At 59.4% G+C, this 16104-nt stretch carries 19 protein-coding genes and 1 tRNA gene; 7 read left to right on the top strand and 13 right to left on the bottom strand.

Going from position 1 to position 16104, the window contains the following annotated elements; all coding sequences use genetic code 11:
* Positions 1-20: 20 nt before the first annotated feature.
* The 3 genes from A9513_RS08815 to A9513_RS08805 are packed head-to-tail and all read left to right on the top strand — an operon-like array spanning position 21 to position 3258.
* Positions 21-1376 (top strand): integrating conjugative element protein, encoded by a 1356-nt coding sequence (locus tag A9513_RS08815; protein WP_043273877.1) that lies wholly within the window; start codon positions 21-23, stop codon positions 1374-1376.
* Between the two features lie 5 nt (positions 1377-1381).
* Positions 1382-1738, top strand: coding sequence for a hypothetical protein (locus tag A9513_RS08810; RefSeq protein ID WP_043273876.1), 357 nt, complete (start codon positions 1382-1384; stop codon positions 1736-1738).
* Positions 1735-3258 (top strand): conjugal transfer protein TraG N-terminal domain-containing protein, encoded by a 1524-nt coding sequence (locus A9513_RS08805; RefSeq protein ID WP_043273875.1) that lies wholly within the window; start codon positions 1735-1737, stop codon positions 3256-3258. Before A9513_RS08810 ends, A9513_RS08805 begins: the two co-directional genes overlap by 4 nt.
* Positions 3259-3315: 57 nt before the next feature.
* On the opposite strand, the gene A9513_RS08800 is transcribed toward A9513_RS08805, so the two are convergent.
* Positions 3316-3666 carry a hypothetical protein gene (locus A9513_RS08800; RefSeq protein WP_043273874.1) on the bottom strand — a complete coding sequence of 117 codons (351 nt, stop codon included), beginning with the start codon at positions 3664-3666 and terminating at the stop codon, positions 3316-3318.
* Between the two features lie 114 nt (positions 3667-3780).
* On the opposite strand from A9513_RS08800, the gene A9513_RS08795 reads away from it, so the two are divergent.
* Entirely contained in the window at positions 3781-4062 is a 282-nt protein-coding gene (locus A9513_RS08795) for a type II toxin-antitoxin system ParD family antitoxin (protein ID WP_043273872.1), read from the top strand.
* Complete coding sequence (locus A9513_RS08790; protein WP_043273871.1) at positions 4059-4424, top strand: type II toxin-antitoxin system RelE/ParE family toxin; 366 nt, start codon at positions 4059-4061, stop codon at positions 4422-4424. Before A9513_RS08795 ends, A9513_RS08790 begins: the two co-directional genes overlap by 4 nt.
* Positions 4425-4542: 118 nt before the next feature.
* Here A9513_RS08790 and A9513_RS35415 read toward each other — a convergent pair whose 3' ends face one another.
* Positions 4543-4830: a hypothetical protein gene (locus tag A9513_RS35415; RefSeq protein WP_141678358.1), complete on the bottom strand. Its 288-nt coding sequence runs from the start codon at positions 4828-4830 to the stop codon at positions 4543-4545.
* Between the two features lie 145 nt (positions 4831-4975).
* Here A9513_RS35415 and mobH point away from each other — a divergent pair, with 145 nt between their 5' ends.
* On the top strand, positions 4976-6877 hold the full coding sequence (mobH, locus tag A9513_RS08785; protein ID WP_141678357.1) for a MobH family relaxase: 1902 nt from the start codon (positions 4976-4978) through the stop codon (positions 6875-6877).
* Entirely contained in the window at positions 6874-8130 is a 1257-nt protein-coding gene (xerC, locus tag A9513_RS08780) for a tyrosine recombinase XerC (protein ID WP_043273869.1), read from the top strand. The genes mobH and xerC overlap by 4 nt, the downstream gene beginning before the upstream one ends.
* A gap of 346 nt (positions 8131-8476) precedes the next feature.
* Here the strand turns inward: xerC and A9513_RS08775 are convergent.
* The 11 genes from A9513_RS08775 to A9513_RS08725 all read right to left on the bottom strand — a co-directional run.
* Positions 8477-8552, bottom strand: a tRNA-Lys gene (locus A9513_RS08775).
* 59 nt (positions 8553-8611) lie between these two features.
* A complete protein-coding gene (gene queC / locus A9513_RS08770) occupies positions 8612-9304 on the bottom strand; it encodes a 7-cyano-7-deazaguanine synthase QueC (protein WP_065084499.1) in 693 nt (230 codons plus the stop codon).
* A 20-nt stretch (positions 9305-9324) separates the two neighbouring features.
* Entirely contained in the window at positions 9325-9972 is a 648-nt protein-coding gene (gene queE, locus A9513_RS08765) for a 7-carboxy-7-deazaguanine synthase QueE (protein ID WP_065084498.1), read from the bottom strand.
* A 197-nt stretch (positions 9973-10169) separates the two neighbouring features.
* Complete coding sequence (gene ybgF / locus A9513_RS08760) at positions 10170-11012, bottom strand: tol-pal system protein YbgF (protein WP_065084497.1); 843 nt, start codon at positions 11010-11012, stop codon at positions 10170-10172.
* Positions 11013-11018: 6 nt separating this feature from the next.
* Complete coding sequence (gene pal / locus A9513_RS08755) at positions 11019-11525, bottom strand: peptidoglycan-associated lipoprotein Pal (RefSeq protein ID WP_017522099.1); 507 nt, start codon at positions 11523-11525, stop codon at positions 11019-11021.
* Between the two features lie 52 nt (positions 11526-11577).
* Positions 11578-12876, bottom strand: coding sequence for a Tol-Pal system beta propeller repeat protein TolB (tolB, locus tag A9513_RS08750; RefSeq protein ID WP_065084496.1), 1299 nt, complete (start codon positions 12874-12876; stop codon positions 11578-11580).
* Positions 12873-13928 (bottom strand): cell envelope integrity protein TolA, encoded by a 1056-nt coding sequence (gene tolA / locus A9513_RS08745; protein WP_089285722.1) that lies wholly within the window; start codon positions 13926-13928, stop codon positions 12873-12875. Before tolA ends, tolB begins: the two co-directional genes overlap by 4 nt.
* Positions 13925-14389, bottom strand: a complete 465-nt coding sequence (tolR, locus tag A9513_RS08740; protein WP_024763368.1) for a protein TolR — start codon at positions 14387-14389, stop codon at positions 13925-13927. The genes tolA and tolR overlap by 4 nt, the downstream gene beginning before the upstream one ends.
* 23 nt (positions 14390-14412) lie before the next feature.
* Complete coding sequence (tolQ, locus tag A9513_RS08735) at positions 14413-15108, bottom strand: protein TolQ (RefSeq protein WP_024763367.1); 696 nt, start codon at positions 15106-15108, stop codon at positions 14413-14415.
* 1 nt (position 15109) lies between these two features.
* Complete coding sequence (gene ybgC, locus A9513_RS08730; protein WP_015478279.1) at positions 15110-15556, bottom strand: tol-pal system-associated acyl-CoA thioesterase; 447 nt, start codon at positions 15554-15556, stop codon at positions 15110-15112.
* Between the two features lie 52 nt (positions 15557-15608).
* On the bottom strand, positions 15609-16104 hold a 496-nt coding region (locus tag A9513_RS08725; RefSeq protein ID WP_304362935.1), incomplete at its 5' end, for a Holliday junction DNA helicase RuvB C-terminal domain-containing protein.

Genomic DNA, 16104 nt, shown 5'->3' with positions numbered 1-16104 from the left:
ATCAGTCACTGGAGCACCATATGAAACACATCACCAAAGCAATTGGAATCGCCCTCAGCTTGAGCAGTACCGCAGCACTCGCCGTTGACCCCATCAAGGTTGAATCGCAGGGCAGCGTGATCGGAGACGACGTGCTTTACAGCATCGGCGGCGGAAGCGCGGTGACAATGGGTAGCGCCGGTCAGATGGAGAGCATCACGGTCGGCGCCGGCTGGCAGAACAACCTGGTCTGCGGAAACATGAGCCTGAACAACACTCTGGAGAACCAGCTGAACGGCGCTACTCAAGGCTTCCAGAACATCATGGGCTCCGTCATTCAGAACGCTACCGGAGCAGTTTCATCGCTACCTGCACTCATCCTGCAACGCGCCAATCCGGCCCTCTACAACCTGCTCACTAACGGTATCCTGCAGGCCCGCCTCGACTACGACAGATCGAAGGGCAGTTGCCGTGCCTTAGCCGAAAGCATGGCCGACATTGCAGGTAACCAGATGGGGTGGGGCAAAGTCGCCGAAGGCCAAAAGATGGGCCAGGAACTGACTGCAAACTCCGACGCCGTCGCCGTCATGGAGAAGACCGAGAGCGCTTACGGCAATTCCGGAGTCACTTGGGTTGGAGGATCTCAGGCTGGCGGCTCGGGCCAGCAGCCTATCCGGGTTGTAAGCGATGTAACCAAAGCTGGCTACAACCTGCTCAACAGTCGGTCGGTAACCGATACCTCAAGCATTCCGAAGGATGCCTGCTCCAATGGGCTGGTCTGCGGCTCCTGGGAATCCCCGGCCAAAGCCGCAGAGTTCGCCACACGCGTACTCGGTGAGCAGCAGATCCAGACCTGTGAAAACTGCTCCAGCGCATCTTCGCCTGGTGTCGGACTTGCCCCCCTGATTCAGGAAACCTACGAGACCAAAATCCAGGCCCTGCAGGAGTTGCTCAAACCAGGGGCAACGATCACTGCTGAGAAATTGCGTGATGCTGGCAGCGATTCCTTGCCTGTCACACGCGGCGTAATCATGGCGCTGCGCGACGAACGCGACCAGTCGGTATTGGCCCAACGCCTGGCTTCAGAGGTCGCCCTTGCGGACGTACTCGAAAAGAGCCTGCTGCTCCAGCGAATGCTGATCACCGGCAGCAAGGAACCCAACGTCAATATGAACAAGCTAGCGGTGGATGCTGTTCTCGGAAGCACGGACACGTTGCAACAGCTGATCACCAACTTGAAGACAGAACTCGATATGAGGCAGCAACTCGCCAAGAACTCGCCGATGGCCATCGTCGAGCGCGGCCAATCTCGCGCCGAGAACTCCAGAGCGGTGCTTCCTGGAGCTCCTGAAACCGATCGCCTGCAGCAGTTGCAGAAACCCGCGACCAAGGAGTGAGCCCGATGGACCAGCAAATCACCAAAAAGGCCGGACTGCTCAAGGGGGTGGCCATCAGTCTGGCGTTCACCTTGGGCCTCGTCCTGGTGAGCATCGTGCTCAGCATGATCGTCATCAACCACCTGGGCGGTGTAGAGCTCTGGCTGAACTGGCGACAAGACAACTACCTGTGGCTGCTGGCCTGGAGGATCTGTCTATACGTGATGCTCGCCACCTTCTGGTTGAAGTTGAAAAGCCGAATGCCCCCTCTTGAGGATGGCCAAACAAAGAACCGCATGCTTCGCATCGAGCTCCTGGTAGTGTTCCTTGCTGTGATCATCGAGCTCGTCAAAGCCCCGGTAAGCTGGGGTGACCTGCTATGACCCTCTACACCAACGATTACCTTGAGTATTACCTCACGCTGGTCGGCTGGATCATAAACAACGGCATCTGGAACATGATCTCGGACACCGGCCTGTTTGCCCTTCCCTTTCTGATCATCATCGTCCGGGAATGGCTGAAGGTTCGTGGGGAAGGGGCCGACGAAGGCAACAAGGGTGTCCTGTCCCTCGCCCGCATCGAGACGCAGATCTACGTCGGATACGTGGTGGTCTGCCTCGGGGGGATTCCCACGGTGTCGGTGGGGCTGGACACCATCCAGTTCGACCAGGAACGCGCCCAGCAGTGCCAAGTCACCTTGCCGAAGCCAACTGACACCGGCTGGAACACCACATTCAGTTCGATAGCTGGCAAGAGCGCGGAGCTCCCAATCTGGTGGGCTTTCATGCACGCGCTCTCCAAGGGCTTCACGAACGGCGCTATCGCTGCCATTCCCTGTGGCACAGACCTTCGCCAGATGCGCATGGATGTCGACTCGACGCGGATCAACAACCCACTCCTCGCCCAGGAGGTGGCGGACTTCACCCATGACTGCTTCGGCCCCTCGCGCGCGCGGCTGTTCATGAGGCAGCCAGACTTAGGCTCGATGGCCGAAGACAAGAAAGCGCTCCAGGACCTCAACTGGATCGGTTCGCACTACTTCCTGAACAACAGTGGTTACTACGACACCGATTACTCGAGGACGCCCCGGGCTGCGTGGCCTTATGATTCTCAGCGTGATGCCGGCATGCCGGAGGTCACAGGCGGAGGCGGCTATCCCAAATGTAAGCAGTGGTGGTCCGACAGTAGCATCGGCCTGCGCGATCGGCTGAAGGCCCAGGTCGATCCGGACCTTCTGACCCAGTTTCTCGGATGGGCAAAGTGGCTATCGCAGGAAGAGGTAACTGACTCGCTGATTCGACAGTTGGTGTCACCATCCAACCAAGTTAACGGCGACGTCTATACGGACTATGGCGGCCAGGTAGGAGGGACACTCTGGAACGGACTCTCACGTGCAGGCGGAACCTTGGGTATAGCAGTCGGCTCGTTAGCCTACTTCCCAGGAATGGATATGGTTCGTCAAGCGTTACCGATGGCCATGGCGTTCTTGAAGATGGCCTTGGTTATTTGCATCCCTATAGTTCTAGTAATTGGCTCATACCAGTTACAAGTCGCCATGACAGTCTCAGTCATTTTCTTCGCAATGATATTCGTTGATTTCTGGTTTCAACTTGCCAGATGGATCGATAGCACCATTATTGATGCTATGTATGGCTCCGGCTCACCCCATCTATCGTTTGACCCAGTGATGGGAATAAACACGGCAACTCAAGATACCATCTTGAACTTTGTTATGGGGGCAATGTTCCTCATACTTCCTGCCTTCTGGATTGCGGCAATTGGTTGGGCCGGAGTGAAAGCGAGCGGTGCTTTAGATGGCCTGGCGAGCGCCACTAGGGACGTCAAGAAATCAGGAGAGAACGCGGGGGGAATCGCCCAAGACGGAATCAAATCCTTTAAATAGGGAACTGAAGATAGCTAGCCTTGGAGATCAGGCCAGAGCCCCCTCTAGGGCTAGATATCAGTCATCACTGCTGTGCAGATACTCGCCATCGATGTTCCCCCAGCTGTCCAGCTCCCGACCAAAGACATCGCGACCGTAAGGGGCATCTTTATCTTCAGAAAAGACACCTTTGAGGACGTCAGCATCACCCCTCACCAAGGCATACAGAGCAAGACCAAGACAGCCAACAGTCAACAATGAGCCGAGAAGCCAGCTGAAGGAGTTCACAAGAACCACCAGCAGCGCCGTTACGAGGAAAGCCCTTTTTACCCAACGAAGACCGACTTTCCGATCGTTCATGAAGAACCGCAGGGTGCGTCCAACACCGAAGCCAAGGCGGCTGGCAAATCCTTTGGTCACTGCAGTCATGGTCGTTCTCCTCGCCTTCGGGAAGGCACCGTGATATCAGATATACGCCGTTTTTTGCATTTCCGCAAGCATCATGGCATAAAACGCCATACCAATCTTTACCCGGAGATCGTCATGGCCACCCATAACGTCGTACTGCCTCAGCCCATGGAGAAATCCATCGATGACCTCGTGAGCGAAGGTCGGTACCAGAATTTCAGCGAAGTCGTCCGCGCCGGCTTACGTCTGCTCCTCGAGCGCGAGGCGGAAGAGTCAGCCAAGCTCGTTGCGCTACGCAACGCAACGTCAAGCGGCATCATGCAACTAGATGCCGGCCAGTTCGTCGAGATTGCATCCGATACTGAGCTCGAGCAGTACCTGGAAGAACTGGGCCAGCTGGCGAGCACGAAGCAGTGAGCTCGCCCGCATTTCGCCTATCTCTCGACGCTCAAACTGACCTGATCGACATCCTCCGATACACCCAAGCGAAGTTTGGCGAGAACGCTCGGCGTCGCTACCAAGGGCTAATCCAGGCTGCCTTCGTCTCAGTTGCTGCAGAGCCTGAGCGAATCGGCAGCCTTGATCGCAAGCAGTTAGCAGCAGGCTTGCGCAGCTTGCACCTACTCTACTGCCGCACCGAGTCGCAGAGCGGCCGTGTAGATAGGCCACGGCATGTCGTCTTCTATAGGCTAGGCAACGACCAGGTCGTCGAGATCGTCCGCATTCTCCACGATGCCATGGAGGTTGAAAGGCACCTGCAGCAGGTTCCCGCAAGCTAAATGGCCCAAAGGGGAAATGGGTTGGAATAGATAATGGAATGGTTCAGAAGGGTAAAAGCCCTACCCGAAAGGGCGACCTCCGGCCGGGAAGGGCTTTTCAGAGTGGATCTATTATTTACTATGAGAAGCTAATTAGCTCACCAATCCGCAGCCCTGTTTCAACAGGGAATACTTTCAAATTGTACACGACATTATTTTCAATCGTGACAAACCCAACCATTTCTATATGCTCAGACCTTTCAACTTTAAAGCTAAGACTGCCATAGACTGGAGCTCCAGTATCTTTATCTACAAGCTGCCAAGCTCGGCCATCAGACGCTGGAACTCTCTTGACATACAACGTATGCCGTAGTCCATTGTCACCGCATATTAAAACTTTTGTCGGCTGATCCTTCGTTAGTTCCATAAACCTCTCCTTACATGAGCTCAACTGGCCACGGTGATGGCATTTTGCCTCAAAATCACCGAGAAAGGAGAATACGCTTTTCTATGGATAACCCGCTGTCAGTTGGTAGAAAACCCTGCTCCATGCATATGCCTTGGAGCCCCGCATGCCCCTCCTCGCCTGGTTCAGCCGGAAACCAAAATCCGCTGAGCCACCGTCAGAAGCCTCCCCGCAGGGCTTCCACTTACCCGCGCGCGCCTCTGACCTCTTGAGCCTGCCTCGTCGACAGCAGCTTCTGGAGAACATCTGGCGCCGCGCTTCGCTGTCACGCCAGCAGTATGACGCCCTCTACCGACAACCGCTCGAGCGCTTCGCCGAACTGGTCCAGTTACTCCCTGCCTCGGAGAATCACCACCATGCCCATCTTGGCGGCCTACTGGATCACGGCCTGGAAATCGTCGCATACGCCCTGAAGATCAGGCAGACCTATCTCCTCCCGATCGGAGCTCCGCCGGAGTCCCAGTCAGCTCAAGCGGAAGCCTGGTCTGCAGCAGCGGCCTACGGGGCGTTGATCCACGACCTCGGGAAGATCGCCGTCGACGTGATCGTCGAACTGCAGGGCGGCGGGACGTGGCACCCCTGGCACGGCCCGATCACCAAGCCTTACCGTTTCAGATATGTGAAAGGCCGTGAATACCAGCTGCACGGAGCTGCCTCCGCACTCATCTACGCGCAGATCCTCGACAAGGGCATCTTGGACTGGCTCAGCGGATTTCCCGAACTCTGGAAGCCACTGATCTACCTGCTCGCTGGCCAATACGAGAACGCTGGCATCCTGGGAGAAATCGTCGTGAGGGCTGACTCAGCCTCCGTCGCGCAGGAACTCGGCGGCAATCCCGACCGCGCGCTGGCAGCGCCCAAACAGTCACTGCAGCGGCAACTGGCGGAAGGACTGCGCTACCTGGTGCGTGAGAAATTCAAGCTGAACCACCCTGATGGCCCTGCCGATGGCTGGCTGGCCCAGGATGCGTTGTGGCTCGTCAGCAAACCTGCGGCTGATCAGCTTCGAGCTTACCTTCTGGCCCAGGGCATTGAGGGAATCCCCAGTTCGAATGCCCCATTCTTCAACATGCTCCAGGACCAGGCTGTTATTCAGACAAACTCCCAGGACAAGGCAATCTGGAAGGCTACCGTCGACAACGGGCGTGGCTGGAAGAACACCTTCACGATGCTGAAAATCGCGCCCGCCTTGATCTGGCCAGACGCAAAAGAACGGCCAGAGCCCTACGTGGGAAGCCTCACCCTGGAACACGAGGACAGCAGCTCCGCTACCGCGGAGGAAACTACCTGCAGGATCCCTGACGAACCACTCCAGCCTGCTACCGAAGGCGATGTAACTGGCGAGCAATCCCCTCCGCCGGCACCCCGTAGAAAAACGTTACAGCCGGCTCCCAACGATGCGTCAAATATCCGTCCATCAGAAGTAGACGAATTATTGTCACTATTTGGTAATATCACCGCGCCATCAGAAGAGCTAGACAATAGCCCCGGCCGAACGGCCGCTCCAACCATGCCAATGGAAGACCAGGAGCAGGCTCAAGACTCTTCCGAGACCCCTGCTGGGTCTCCTGCACCAGAAGACACGACTGCAATGCCTACCAGTAGCCACTCACTGGGACAGGGATTCGTTGCCTGGCTGAAAGCAGGGATCGCTTCCCACCGAATCATCATCAACGATGCCAAGGCCCTCGTTCACACGGCCGATGGCACCGCAATGCTCGTCACACCGGGGATATTCAAACGCTATGTGCTCGAGCACCCCGACCTGGAAAGGCAGGCGACAGCGCAAGGAGTGAAGTCCTGGCAGCTGGTCCAACGCGCATTTGAGAAAGAGAAGCTGCACCGAAAGACCGCGAAGAGCCTGAACATCTGGACCTTCGATGTAGTCGGCCCGCGCAAATCCAAGCAGCTGCGCGGGTATCTTCTCCGGGATCCGCATGCAGTTTTCAATGAGGTCCCTTTCGACAACCCGAGCCTGGCCCTTCAAGCTGACGGAGCCACGCAATGAAGCCTATCGAACTGGTCGAGGAGTACATCCTCGACCACGATCTGCGCGAAGCCAGCGCAAAGATCTACAAAGCGGCCATGAAGGCGCTAGAGCGCTTCTTCGGGCCGGCAGTCGACGTCACAACCATTGAGCGCCGGCAGATCCTGGCCTGGCGCAACAAAGTCATCGATGGCGGGCTATCCAAAAGAAGCTGGAATACATACTCCAACCACCTGCGTACCGTGTGGGGCTACGCTATCGAACACAGCATCCTGCCTCAGGCGATGGTCAATCCCTTCAAGAAGACCACTGTCGTGGCGCCAAAGCGCCCAAGCAAAATCGTCGCTGGCGAGGCGATACACCGAGCGCGGCGCTGGCTGATGTCTCTTGCGGATGAAGAGCACTGCACGAACCAGCGCAGCCGGATCACCCCGGCCTGGTTCTGGCTCGCCACCTTTGAGATGTTCTACTACACCGGGATCCGCCTGAACGCCCTCCTCTGCCTGCGCCTGCAGGATGTCGACTGGAACAACCAGCTGATCCTGGTCCGAGGCGAGACCGAGAAGACGCACCGTGAATTCCGAGTGCCGATTGTGGAAGGCCTGGCTCCACATATTGAACGCCTCCTGCTCGAGGCCGAGAGGCTCGGCTTCTCGCAGAAGGATCAGTTGTTCAACGTCAACAGATTCTCCCCGCATTACAAACGCGCAGAGATGAACTCCGACCAAGTCGAAGCGATGTATAAAAAGCTGATCGACAAGCTCGGCGTCAGGATGACTCCGCACAGATTCAGGCACACGCTAGCCACCGATTTGATGAAGCAGCCTGAAAGGAACATCCACCTAACGAAGAGCTTGCTGAACCACTCGAATATCGCCACCACGATGAGCTACATCGAGGCCGACTACGACCACATGCGAGAGGTACTGCACGAACGCAGCCTGCATCAAGGTGCTCTGCAGTTGGTTCGGCACGCCGATGAAACCGGAGCACCAGGAACCTGCGAACCTCAGGTGCGAGAGCTGCGCTCGACAGAGCAGCTGCAGCTCGAACATGGCCGAGCCGTTCTCGCGGATCCTGCTACCCAGGAGATGGCGGCCGCGCTGATGCAGCTGCAGTTCGACCGAGCAGGTACAGAGCCATCCTTGCCTCCCGAGGAATTGTTCACGCCCAGCTTGCTCTTCACCATCATGTCGAGCACTGCTACAACGCCCTATTCTCGAACTGGATCAGCAGGAAGCTCTACGCGTTTCGCGGCAAGAGCCTCGCCATAGCGCAACGAACCGACGAATGGCAAAGCGCCATCACCGGCATCCACTCGCGACATCCTCATAGGGAAAATCTGATGCAGCTCCTGGTGCTTGAATTCTGGCGCCAGGCCTCTGGCTGCGCGGATTCCACCCAGCTAGACCGCCTGCGGCATTGTCGCACCAGCGGCGCTGTCCTACGCCCAAATAGCTGATTTCACTGGCCCAGAAACGAAAAAGCCCGCCTTGGAAGGCGGGCTATTTCATATTGACATCACAAGGGAGCGAGCCTAAGGTTCGCTCCAGACGGCTGCAAGACTAGAAATCTGGCTGGCAAGCCCCCCTTCCTAGTACCGCACAACCGCTGCGATAGTGGTGGGTCGTGTAGGATTCGAACCTACGACCAATTGGTTAAAAGCCAACTGCTCTACCGACTGAGCTAACGACCCGACGTGGTGCGTATAATACTGATTTCTAACGTAAAAACAACACCCCGAGAAAACTTTTTTCAGAAATATCGCGTAGGGTCGGAAATTCCAGCGGCGGAAAAGCCCTCGGAGCGCAGTCGGCAGCTGTCACATTTGCGGCAAGCACGCCCCTCATCATCAGCCTGATAGCAGGAAACGGTGAGGCCGTAATCGACGCCCCGAGCGACGCCTGCCTCGATGATCTGCGCCTTCGAAAGGAACTGCAGCGGCGCCTGGATACGGAAGCCGTCGCCCTCCACTCCTGCCTTGGTCGCCAGGTTCGCCATACGCTCGAAGGCCTCGACGAACTCCGGGCGGCAATCCGGGTAGCCGGAATAATCCACGGCGTTCACGCCGATGAAAATGTCCCGTGCGCCCAGCACTTCCGCCCAGCCCAGCGCCAGAGAAAGGAACACGGTATTGCGCGCCGGCACATAGGTCACCGGAATGCCCTCACTGGGGGCTTGGGGAACATCGATGCTGCTGTCGGTCAGCGCGGAGCCGCCGATACCATTCAGGTCGAGGCCGATCACCTTGTGCTCGACCACGCCCAATTGGCGGGCGACACGCTCGGCGGCCTGCAACTCGGCACGGTGACGCTGGCCGTAGTCGAAGCTCATGGTGTAGCAGGCGTAGCCCTCGGCCTTGGCCATGGCGACCACTGTCGCGGAATCCAGGCCACCGGAGAGCAGGATCACGGCTTTCTTGTCGTTCGTAGCGTTCTTGTCGGACATAAACAGGGGCTCCTCCGCGCTCAGTGGCCCGGCTCATCGTTCCAGAGAATCTTGTGCAATTGCAGCTGCAGGCGGACCGGCAGGTTGTCGCTGACGATCCAGTCGGCCAGCGCGCCCGCATCCACCTGGCGGTGGCTGGGCGAGAACAGAACCTCGCCGGCTCGCTTATCCAGGCGGTACTCGATCAGCTTGGACACCGCCCAGTCATAGTCCTCGCGGGAACAGATGACGAACTTGACCTGATCGTTGAGCGTCAGCTCGCCGATGTTCTCATAGCGATTGCGCGCCACTTCGCCGGAGCCGGGGGTCTTCAGGTCGAGGATACGGCTGACGCGGCGGTCGGTGGCCGAGATGTCCAGCGCGCCGCTGGTTTCCAGCGATACTTCGTAACCGGCATGGCACAGCCGTTCGAGCAGCGGGATACAGTTGGGCTGCGCCAGCGGCTCGCCGCCGGTCACACAGACGTAGCGCGAGCGATACCGCGCAACCTGGTCGAGGATGGCGTCAAGGCTCTGGATTTCGCCGCCACTGAAGGCATAGGCGGTATCGCAGTAGTTGCAGCGCAGGGGGCAGCCAGTCAGGCGTACGAACACGGTCGGCAAGCCGGCGGTGCGCGTTTCCCCCTGCAACGAGTAGAAGATCTCGGTAATGCGCAGGGTCTGTTGCATATCAGCCACGGGCGTGACGGCTATACAGGCCATCCGCCTCCGTTGCGTTGGAGTCGTGGGCGCACTGGAGAGGCGCCCGGCAATCCCGGAACACAGCAGACATCAGCGCAGCTGAAACCACTGGCTTTTCCGGGGGCGGCAATTCTAACGAAAAAACCCGCGACGGGCGCGGGTTTTCAGACTGCGAGATAGGAAGCCTACTTCAGGTTCTTCAGATCACGCTGGGACAGTTGGGCAGCGGAAGTGCCCGGATACTGCGCGACCACCTGCTGCAGGATGCCGCGAGCCTTGTCATTGTTACCCAGGCGGCGCTCGACATCGGCGAGCTTGTACAGCGAGTCCGGCACCTTGGCGCTGCTCGGGTAGGCCTGGCTGACGCGGGCGAAAGCCTGGCCGGCGCCCTGCAGGTCGCCTTTCGCGAGATTCACTTCACCCAGCCAATACTGCGCGTTACCCGCGTACTGGCTGTTCGGGTACTTGCGCAGGAAGGCGCCAAAGGCCTGGCTGGCCTTGTCGAAGTCCTTGGCCTTGATCAGGTCGAAGGCGGCGTCGTAGTAGAGCTTCTCTTTTGCCGGGTCACCCGGCTCGCTGCTGGCGGCGGGCTGCTGTTGCTGGGCGGCGGCTACGCCTGCTCCGGTAGCAGCTCCGGCACTGGCGCCGGCAGCGGGGGAATTCTGTTGAACAGCAGCACCGGCCGCTCCTGCACCTGCACCGCTGGAAAGGCGGCTGTCGATGTCCTGGAAGCGCTCCTGGTTCTCCTGCTTCATTTGCTGGATCTGGTTCTGCTGCTCTTCGAGCATGCCGCGCAGACGGGACATTTCGTCCTGCATCTGCTGCAGCTGCATGAACAGCTGAGCCTGACCGGAGACGGGAGTTGTCATCCCGCCTCCGGCGTAGGCGCCATCAGCGCCTGCGGTGCCATAACCCGAGGGCGGCGTGCTGGCATAGCCACCATTGCCGTCCTGTACCGGAACCGCGGCTGCCGCCATGAGGGGCAGTCCGCATGCGATCAAGGTCAGAAAACGCAGGCGCATCGGCATCACGTCTTACTTCTTCAGCTCAACGCGACGGTTCTGGGCCCAGGACTGCTCGTCGTGGCCAGTGGCAACCGGACGCTCTTTGCCGTAGGAAACCAGTTCCAGCTGAGCCGGGGAAACGCCCTGCAGCACCAGGTAGCGCTGAACGGCCTTGGCACGACGCTCGCCCAGAGCCATGTTGTACTCGCGGGTGCCGCGCTCGTCAGTGTGACCTTCCAGGACTACGCGCTGGCCGGAACCTTTCAGGTCCTTGGCGTGTACGTCCAGGGCACGCATGGCTTCCGGCTTCAGGTCGGAGCTGTCGTACTCGAAGTAGAAGGTGGTGATAGCGCGCAGAGCGGCTTCGTCGCTCAGGGAGCCGTCAACGGCACCGCTGTTGGCGCCGTAGCCAGCGTTCGGGTCAACGCCGCCATTGGCGCCTTCACCAGTTGCATCGCCTTTCTTGGACGAGCAACCAACGGCTACGGCCATGGCGAGGGCGATAACGGCAAATTTGCCGAATTTCAGCATTTCCATCATGTAACTCCTAATGAACCCCAGTGTATAAGTTTGAAACAGTTGGCAACCGTCAGTTCAGGTAAGGGGACCAGGAAGGCTCGCGCACGTCGCCTTGAGCGGTGGGTAGCGGTAACCGAACACGTCCGTTGATGCTCACGAGCATCAACACGCCCCGGTCCTGCTGGCGGGTGGCGTATATTAGCATCGTGCCATTTGGCGCAACAGTGGGCGAATCGTCCAGATTGGTGTTGGAAAGTACCCGGAGATTACCGCGCTGAAGGTCCTGCGCTGCGATCTGGAAGTTGGTGAATCCGTCCTGGCGGTGAACCATCACCAGGGTCTTCTCATCCGCCGAGAGTTTCGGGTTGGCGTTGTAGTTGCCGATGAAGGTCACGCGGTCGGTAGCGCCCGAGTTCACGTTCATCTTGTAGATCTGCGGTTTGCCGCCACGGTCCGAGGTGAAGTACAGGGTCGAGCCGTCCGCGCCCCAGAAAGGTTCGGTGTCGATCGCCGAGTTGTTGGTCAGGCGACGCAGCTGGCGGCTGCCCAGATCCATCACGTAGATCTCCGGGTTGCCGTCGCGCGACAGCACGAAGGCCAGGCGGTTGCCGTCCGGCGAGAAGGCCGGGGCGCCGTTGAGGCCTTCGAAGTTGGAGATCTGCTCGCGGCGGCCGGTGTCGACGTACTGCATGAAGATGCGCGGACGCTTCTGCTCGAAGGACACATAGGCGATACGGCGACCATCAGGCGAGAAGCGCGGCGAAAGGATCGGCTCGCGCGATTGCAGCAGGGTCACCGGGCGAGCGCCGTCATAGTCGGAGCGCTGCAGGGTGTAGCGGGTGTTGTCCACCGAGAAGCGCTCGGCAGTCACGTAGAGCAGCCGGGTGGAGAACGCACCCTTGATGCCGGTGAGCTTCTCGAACGACTGGTCGGCGATGTAGTGCGACATGTCGCGCAGTTGGTCGGTAGTGCCGCCCACGCTGCCGGTCAGGACCTGCTGCTGGGTCGCCACGTTGAGCAGGGCATACTGGATCTGCAGGCGGCCACCGTTGGGCACGATGCTGCCGACCAGCACGTACTGCGCGCCGAGGGCCTGCCAGTCACGGTAGATCACTTCACTGGCCTGGACCGGCTGGCTGATCATGTTCTGGCGCGGGATCGGCTCGAAGTAACCGGAATTGCGCAGGTCGTTGCCGATGATGTTCGACATGTCTTCGGGCAGCACATTACCGCCCTGCCAGCCGAACGGAACCACGGCGATCGGGACGGCCGAGTCACGACCGCTGGAAATCACCAGCGGGTCGGCGGCCTGCGCTGCGCCGGCCACCAGGGCCAGGGCGAAGAGCGCGAAGCGAATCAGGGTACTCACAGATCTAAATCCTCCGGTTTGAAGACCATTCGGCGCTGACGATACAGGCTATCGAACGTGGCGCGATCCAGTTTTTGCAGTTCGGGAATACGGCCCACATTTCGGACCGCTGCCACTGCCGAATCGTCGAAAGGCTTGTCACCACTGGAGCGAGTCACGCTCACATTAGTGATGGCGCCGCTCGGCAACATCTGAATCAGCACTTCTACGCTCATTCCATTACGAGCTGAAGGAGGACGGCTCCACTGCTGGCTCACCAGGCTGACGATCAGGTCGTCAAAGTTGCCCGCCACCTCATTACCTTGCTCGTCGGCCAGGGCCTGCTGCCGCTGCGTGTCATCCGACAGCAGTTCAGCCAGGGCCTGGGCTTTCTTGTCTTCCGTCGCCTTGCGAGCTGCGGCAGCGGCTGCGGCAGCAGCCTTTTTCTTCGCAGCCTCGACCGCGGCAGCCTTCTTCTTGGCTTCATCCGCGGCGGCTTTTTTCTTAGCGTCCTCGGCGGCCTTCTTCTTGGCCTCCTCGGCAGCTTTCTTCTTCGCCTCTTCTGCGGCCTCTTTCTTGGCCTCTTCCTCGGCTTTCTTCTTGGCTATGTCAGCCTGCTGCTTCTGCTCGGCGGCCTTGGCCTCAGCTGCTTTCTTGGCGGCTGCGGCAGCATCGGCCGCCTTCTTGGCGTCATCTGCCTTCTTCGCTTCTGCAGCTTTCTCAGCGGCATCTGCAGCCTTTTGAGCCGCATCGGCCTTCTTTTGTTCCTCGGCTTTCGCAGCAGCCAATGCCTGCTGCTCAGCCTTCTTCTGCTCGAGCTGCTCCTGCTCGTATTGCTTGGCCGAGGTTTTCTTCGCCTCGCCGGCTATCTTCTGGTTGGTCTGCTGGGTCGCCTGGCTCTTGGACTTCAGCTGGTACAGCGTAGCCTGGACGATCGGCCGCGAAGGCGGCAGTTCAGGCGTACTGGCCCAGCTGACGAACAACATGGCAAAAATCAGCACATGCAGGGCCACGGCCAGGACCGTTGGCCAGAAGTAGCCTTCCGATTGAGAGCGCTCGAGCTGGTGCATCAACTACCTGGTGCCTCGGTAATCAGACCGACGTTGCCGACCCCGGCTTTCTGCAGACCGCCCATGACGGCCATGACCGAGCCATAGTCGACTGCCTTGTCCCCACGGACGAAGACCTGGACTTTCTTACCCTGGCGGCTGTTCTCGGCCATGATGCCGGTGGCAGCGTTGACCAGCTGATCGAGGTCCACGGCAGTCTGGCTGCCCTTGCCCTGATCCGGGTCCACTTCCGAGCCCATGTTCCAGTAGTAGGTCTTGTCGGCCTTGATGGAGATGGTGAGCACGCGGGAATCGTTATCCTGCGGCAGCGCTTCGCTGGAAACCTTGGGCAGGTCGACCTTGACCCCCTGGTTGAGCATGGGCGCGGTCACCATGAAAATGACCAGCAGTACCAACATCACGTCGATGTAGGGCACCACGTTCATTTCCGCGACCGGCTTGCGCTTGTGACGAACTCTTGCCATGACGGCTTACCTCTTGGTCGTCTTCAATCGTCGCTGGTGTGCACTTTGCGGTGCAGGATGGCCTGGAACTCGTCGGCGAAGGTGTAGTAGCGGCCGATGAGCATTTCCGAGCGAGCGGCGAAACGGTTGTAGGCGATGACCGCGGGGATGGCCGCGAACAGGCCGATGGCGGTAGCGATCAGCGCTTCGGCGATACCCGGCGCCACGGTGGCGAGGGTGGCCTGCTGCACGGTGGCCAGGCCACGGAAGGAGTTCATGATGCCCCACACGGTGCCGAACAGACCGATGTACGGGCTGGTGGAACCGACGGTAGCAAGGAACGGCAGGCTGGTTTCCAGCTTCTCTTCCTCGCGGGAAATGGCGACGCGCATGGCGCGGGAAACGCCCTCCATCACTGCATCCGGGTCAACGCCGGCCTGCTGGCGCAGACGGGAGAATTCCTTGAAGCCGGCACGGAAGATCTGCTCGACCCCCGAATCCGGATCGGGGTTGCTGCCCGCCTGACGATAGAGCTTGGACAGGTCGATGCCCGACCAGAAGCGCTCTTCGAAAGTATCCAGGGCCTTCTTCGCCGAGCGCATCATGTTGCTGCGCTGGAAAATCATGATCCAGGAAGTGACCGATGCGGCCACCAGGGTCAGCATCACCAGCTGTACCACGACGCTGGCGTTACTGATCAAGCTCCACATGGAAGTATGGTCGACGACGTTCGGTTCCACGTTAATCTCCTGCTGAAAGGGTGTCCGGACTGCCGGCAAATGCCGCACGCAACACATCTGGGATAGCGCGGGGTTTCAGGGTGTCCGCCCGCACGCACGCCACCAGGAATCGCCCCTCGCAGAGCAAGGTCGAATCCGACGCCCGTCGAACCTGTTGACGAAACTTCAGGCTCGCACGGTTCAACTCCTCCACTTCGGCGCTGACGAGCAGTTCGTCGTCCAGGCGAGCCGGCGCGTGATAGCGCGCCTCGGCCGAATGAACGACGAAAAGCAGGTTCTCCCCCGCCAGCTGCGACTGGGCAAAGCCCAGATCACGCAGCCGCTCGGTACGAGCCCGCTCCATGAACTTGAGGTAGTTGACGTAGTAGACGATGCCGCCGGCATCGGTGTCCTCGTAATAGACCCGATACCGCTGCTGGAACGGCTGACCCCCGTGTTGCGCGCGCATACTCTAAAACCAAGTCCTGGCTTTGCCAATCGGCAATCGCCTACAAATGCAATTAATTACCATCTTCAGGGGCGAACAGATCCGGCGTTGCCCCCTCCCCCATCCGCTTCGGCACATTCAGGCCGAAATGCAGGTACGCATGCCGGGTCACTACACGGCCGCGCGGTGTGCGCATGATATAGCCTTGCTGGATCAGATAGGGCTCCAGCACATCTTCAATCGTGTGTCTTTCTTCGCTGATGGCGGCCGCCAGGTTGTCGACACCCACCGGCCCACCGTCGAACTTGTCGATCATGGTCAGCAACAGGCGGCGATCCTGGTGATCGAAGCCCCTTTCGTCCACGTCCAGCAGGTTCAGCGCCTTGTCGGCGATGTCGCGACTGATGTGTCCGGTGCCCCGCACCTCGGCGAAATCCCGTACACGGCGCAGCAGCCGGTTGGCGATCCGCGGCGTACCACGGGCGCGCCGGGCGATCTCGAAGGCACCCGCCGGCTCGATCTCCAGGCCGAGAATCCCCGCCGAGCGGGCGACGATACTGGACAGGTCG

This window comes from Pseudomonas sp. AU12215 (assembly GCF_001675465.2).
In the GTDB taxonomy this organism is placed as follows: domain Bacteria; phylum Pseudomonadota; class Gammaproteobacteria; order Pseudomonadales; family Pseudomonadaceae; genus Pseudomonas; species Pseudomonas nitroreducens.
This window is presented reverse-complemented; position numbering and strand designations above follow the sequence as displayed.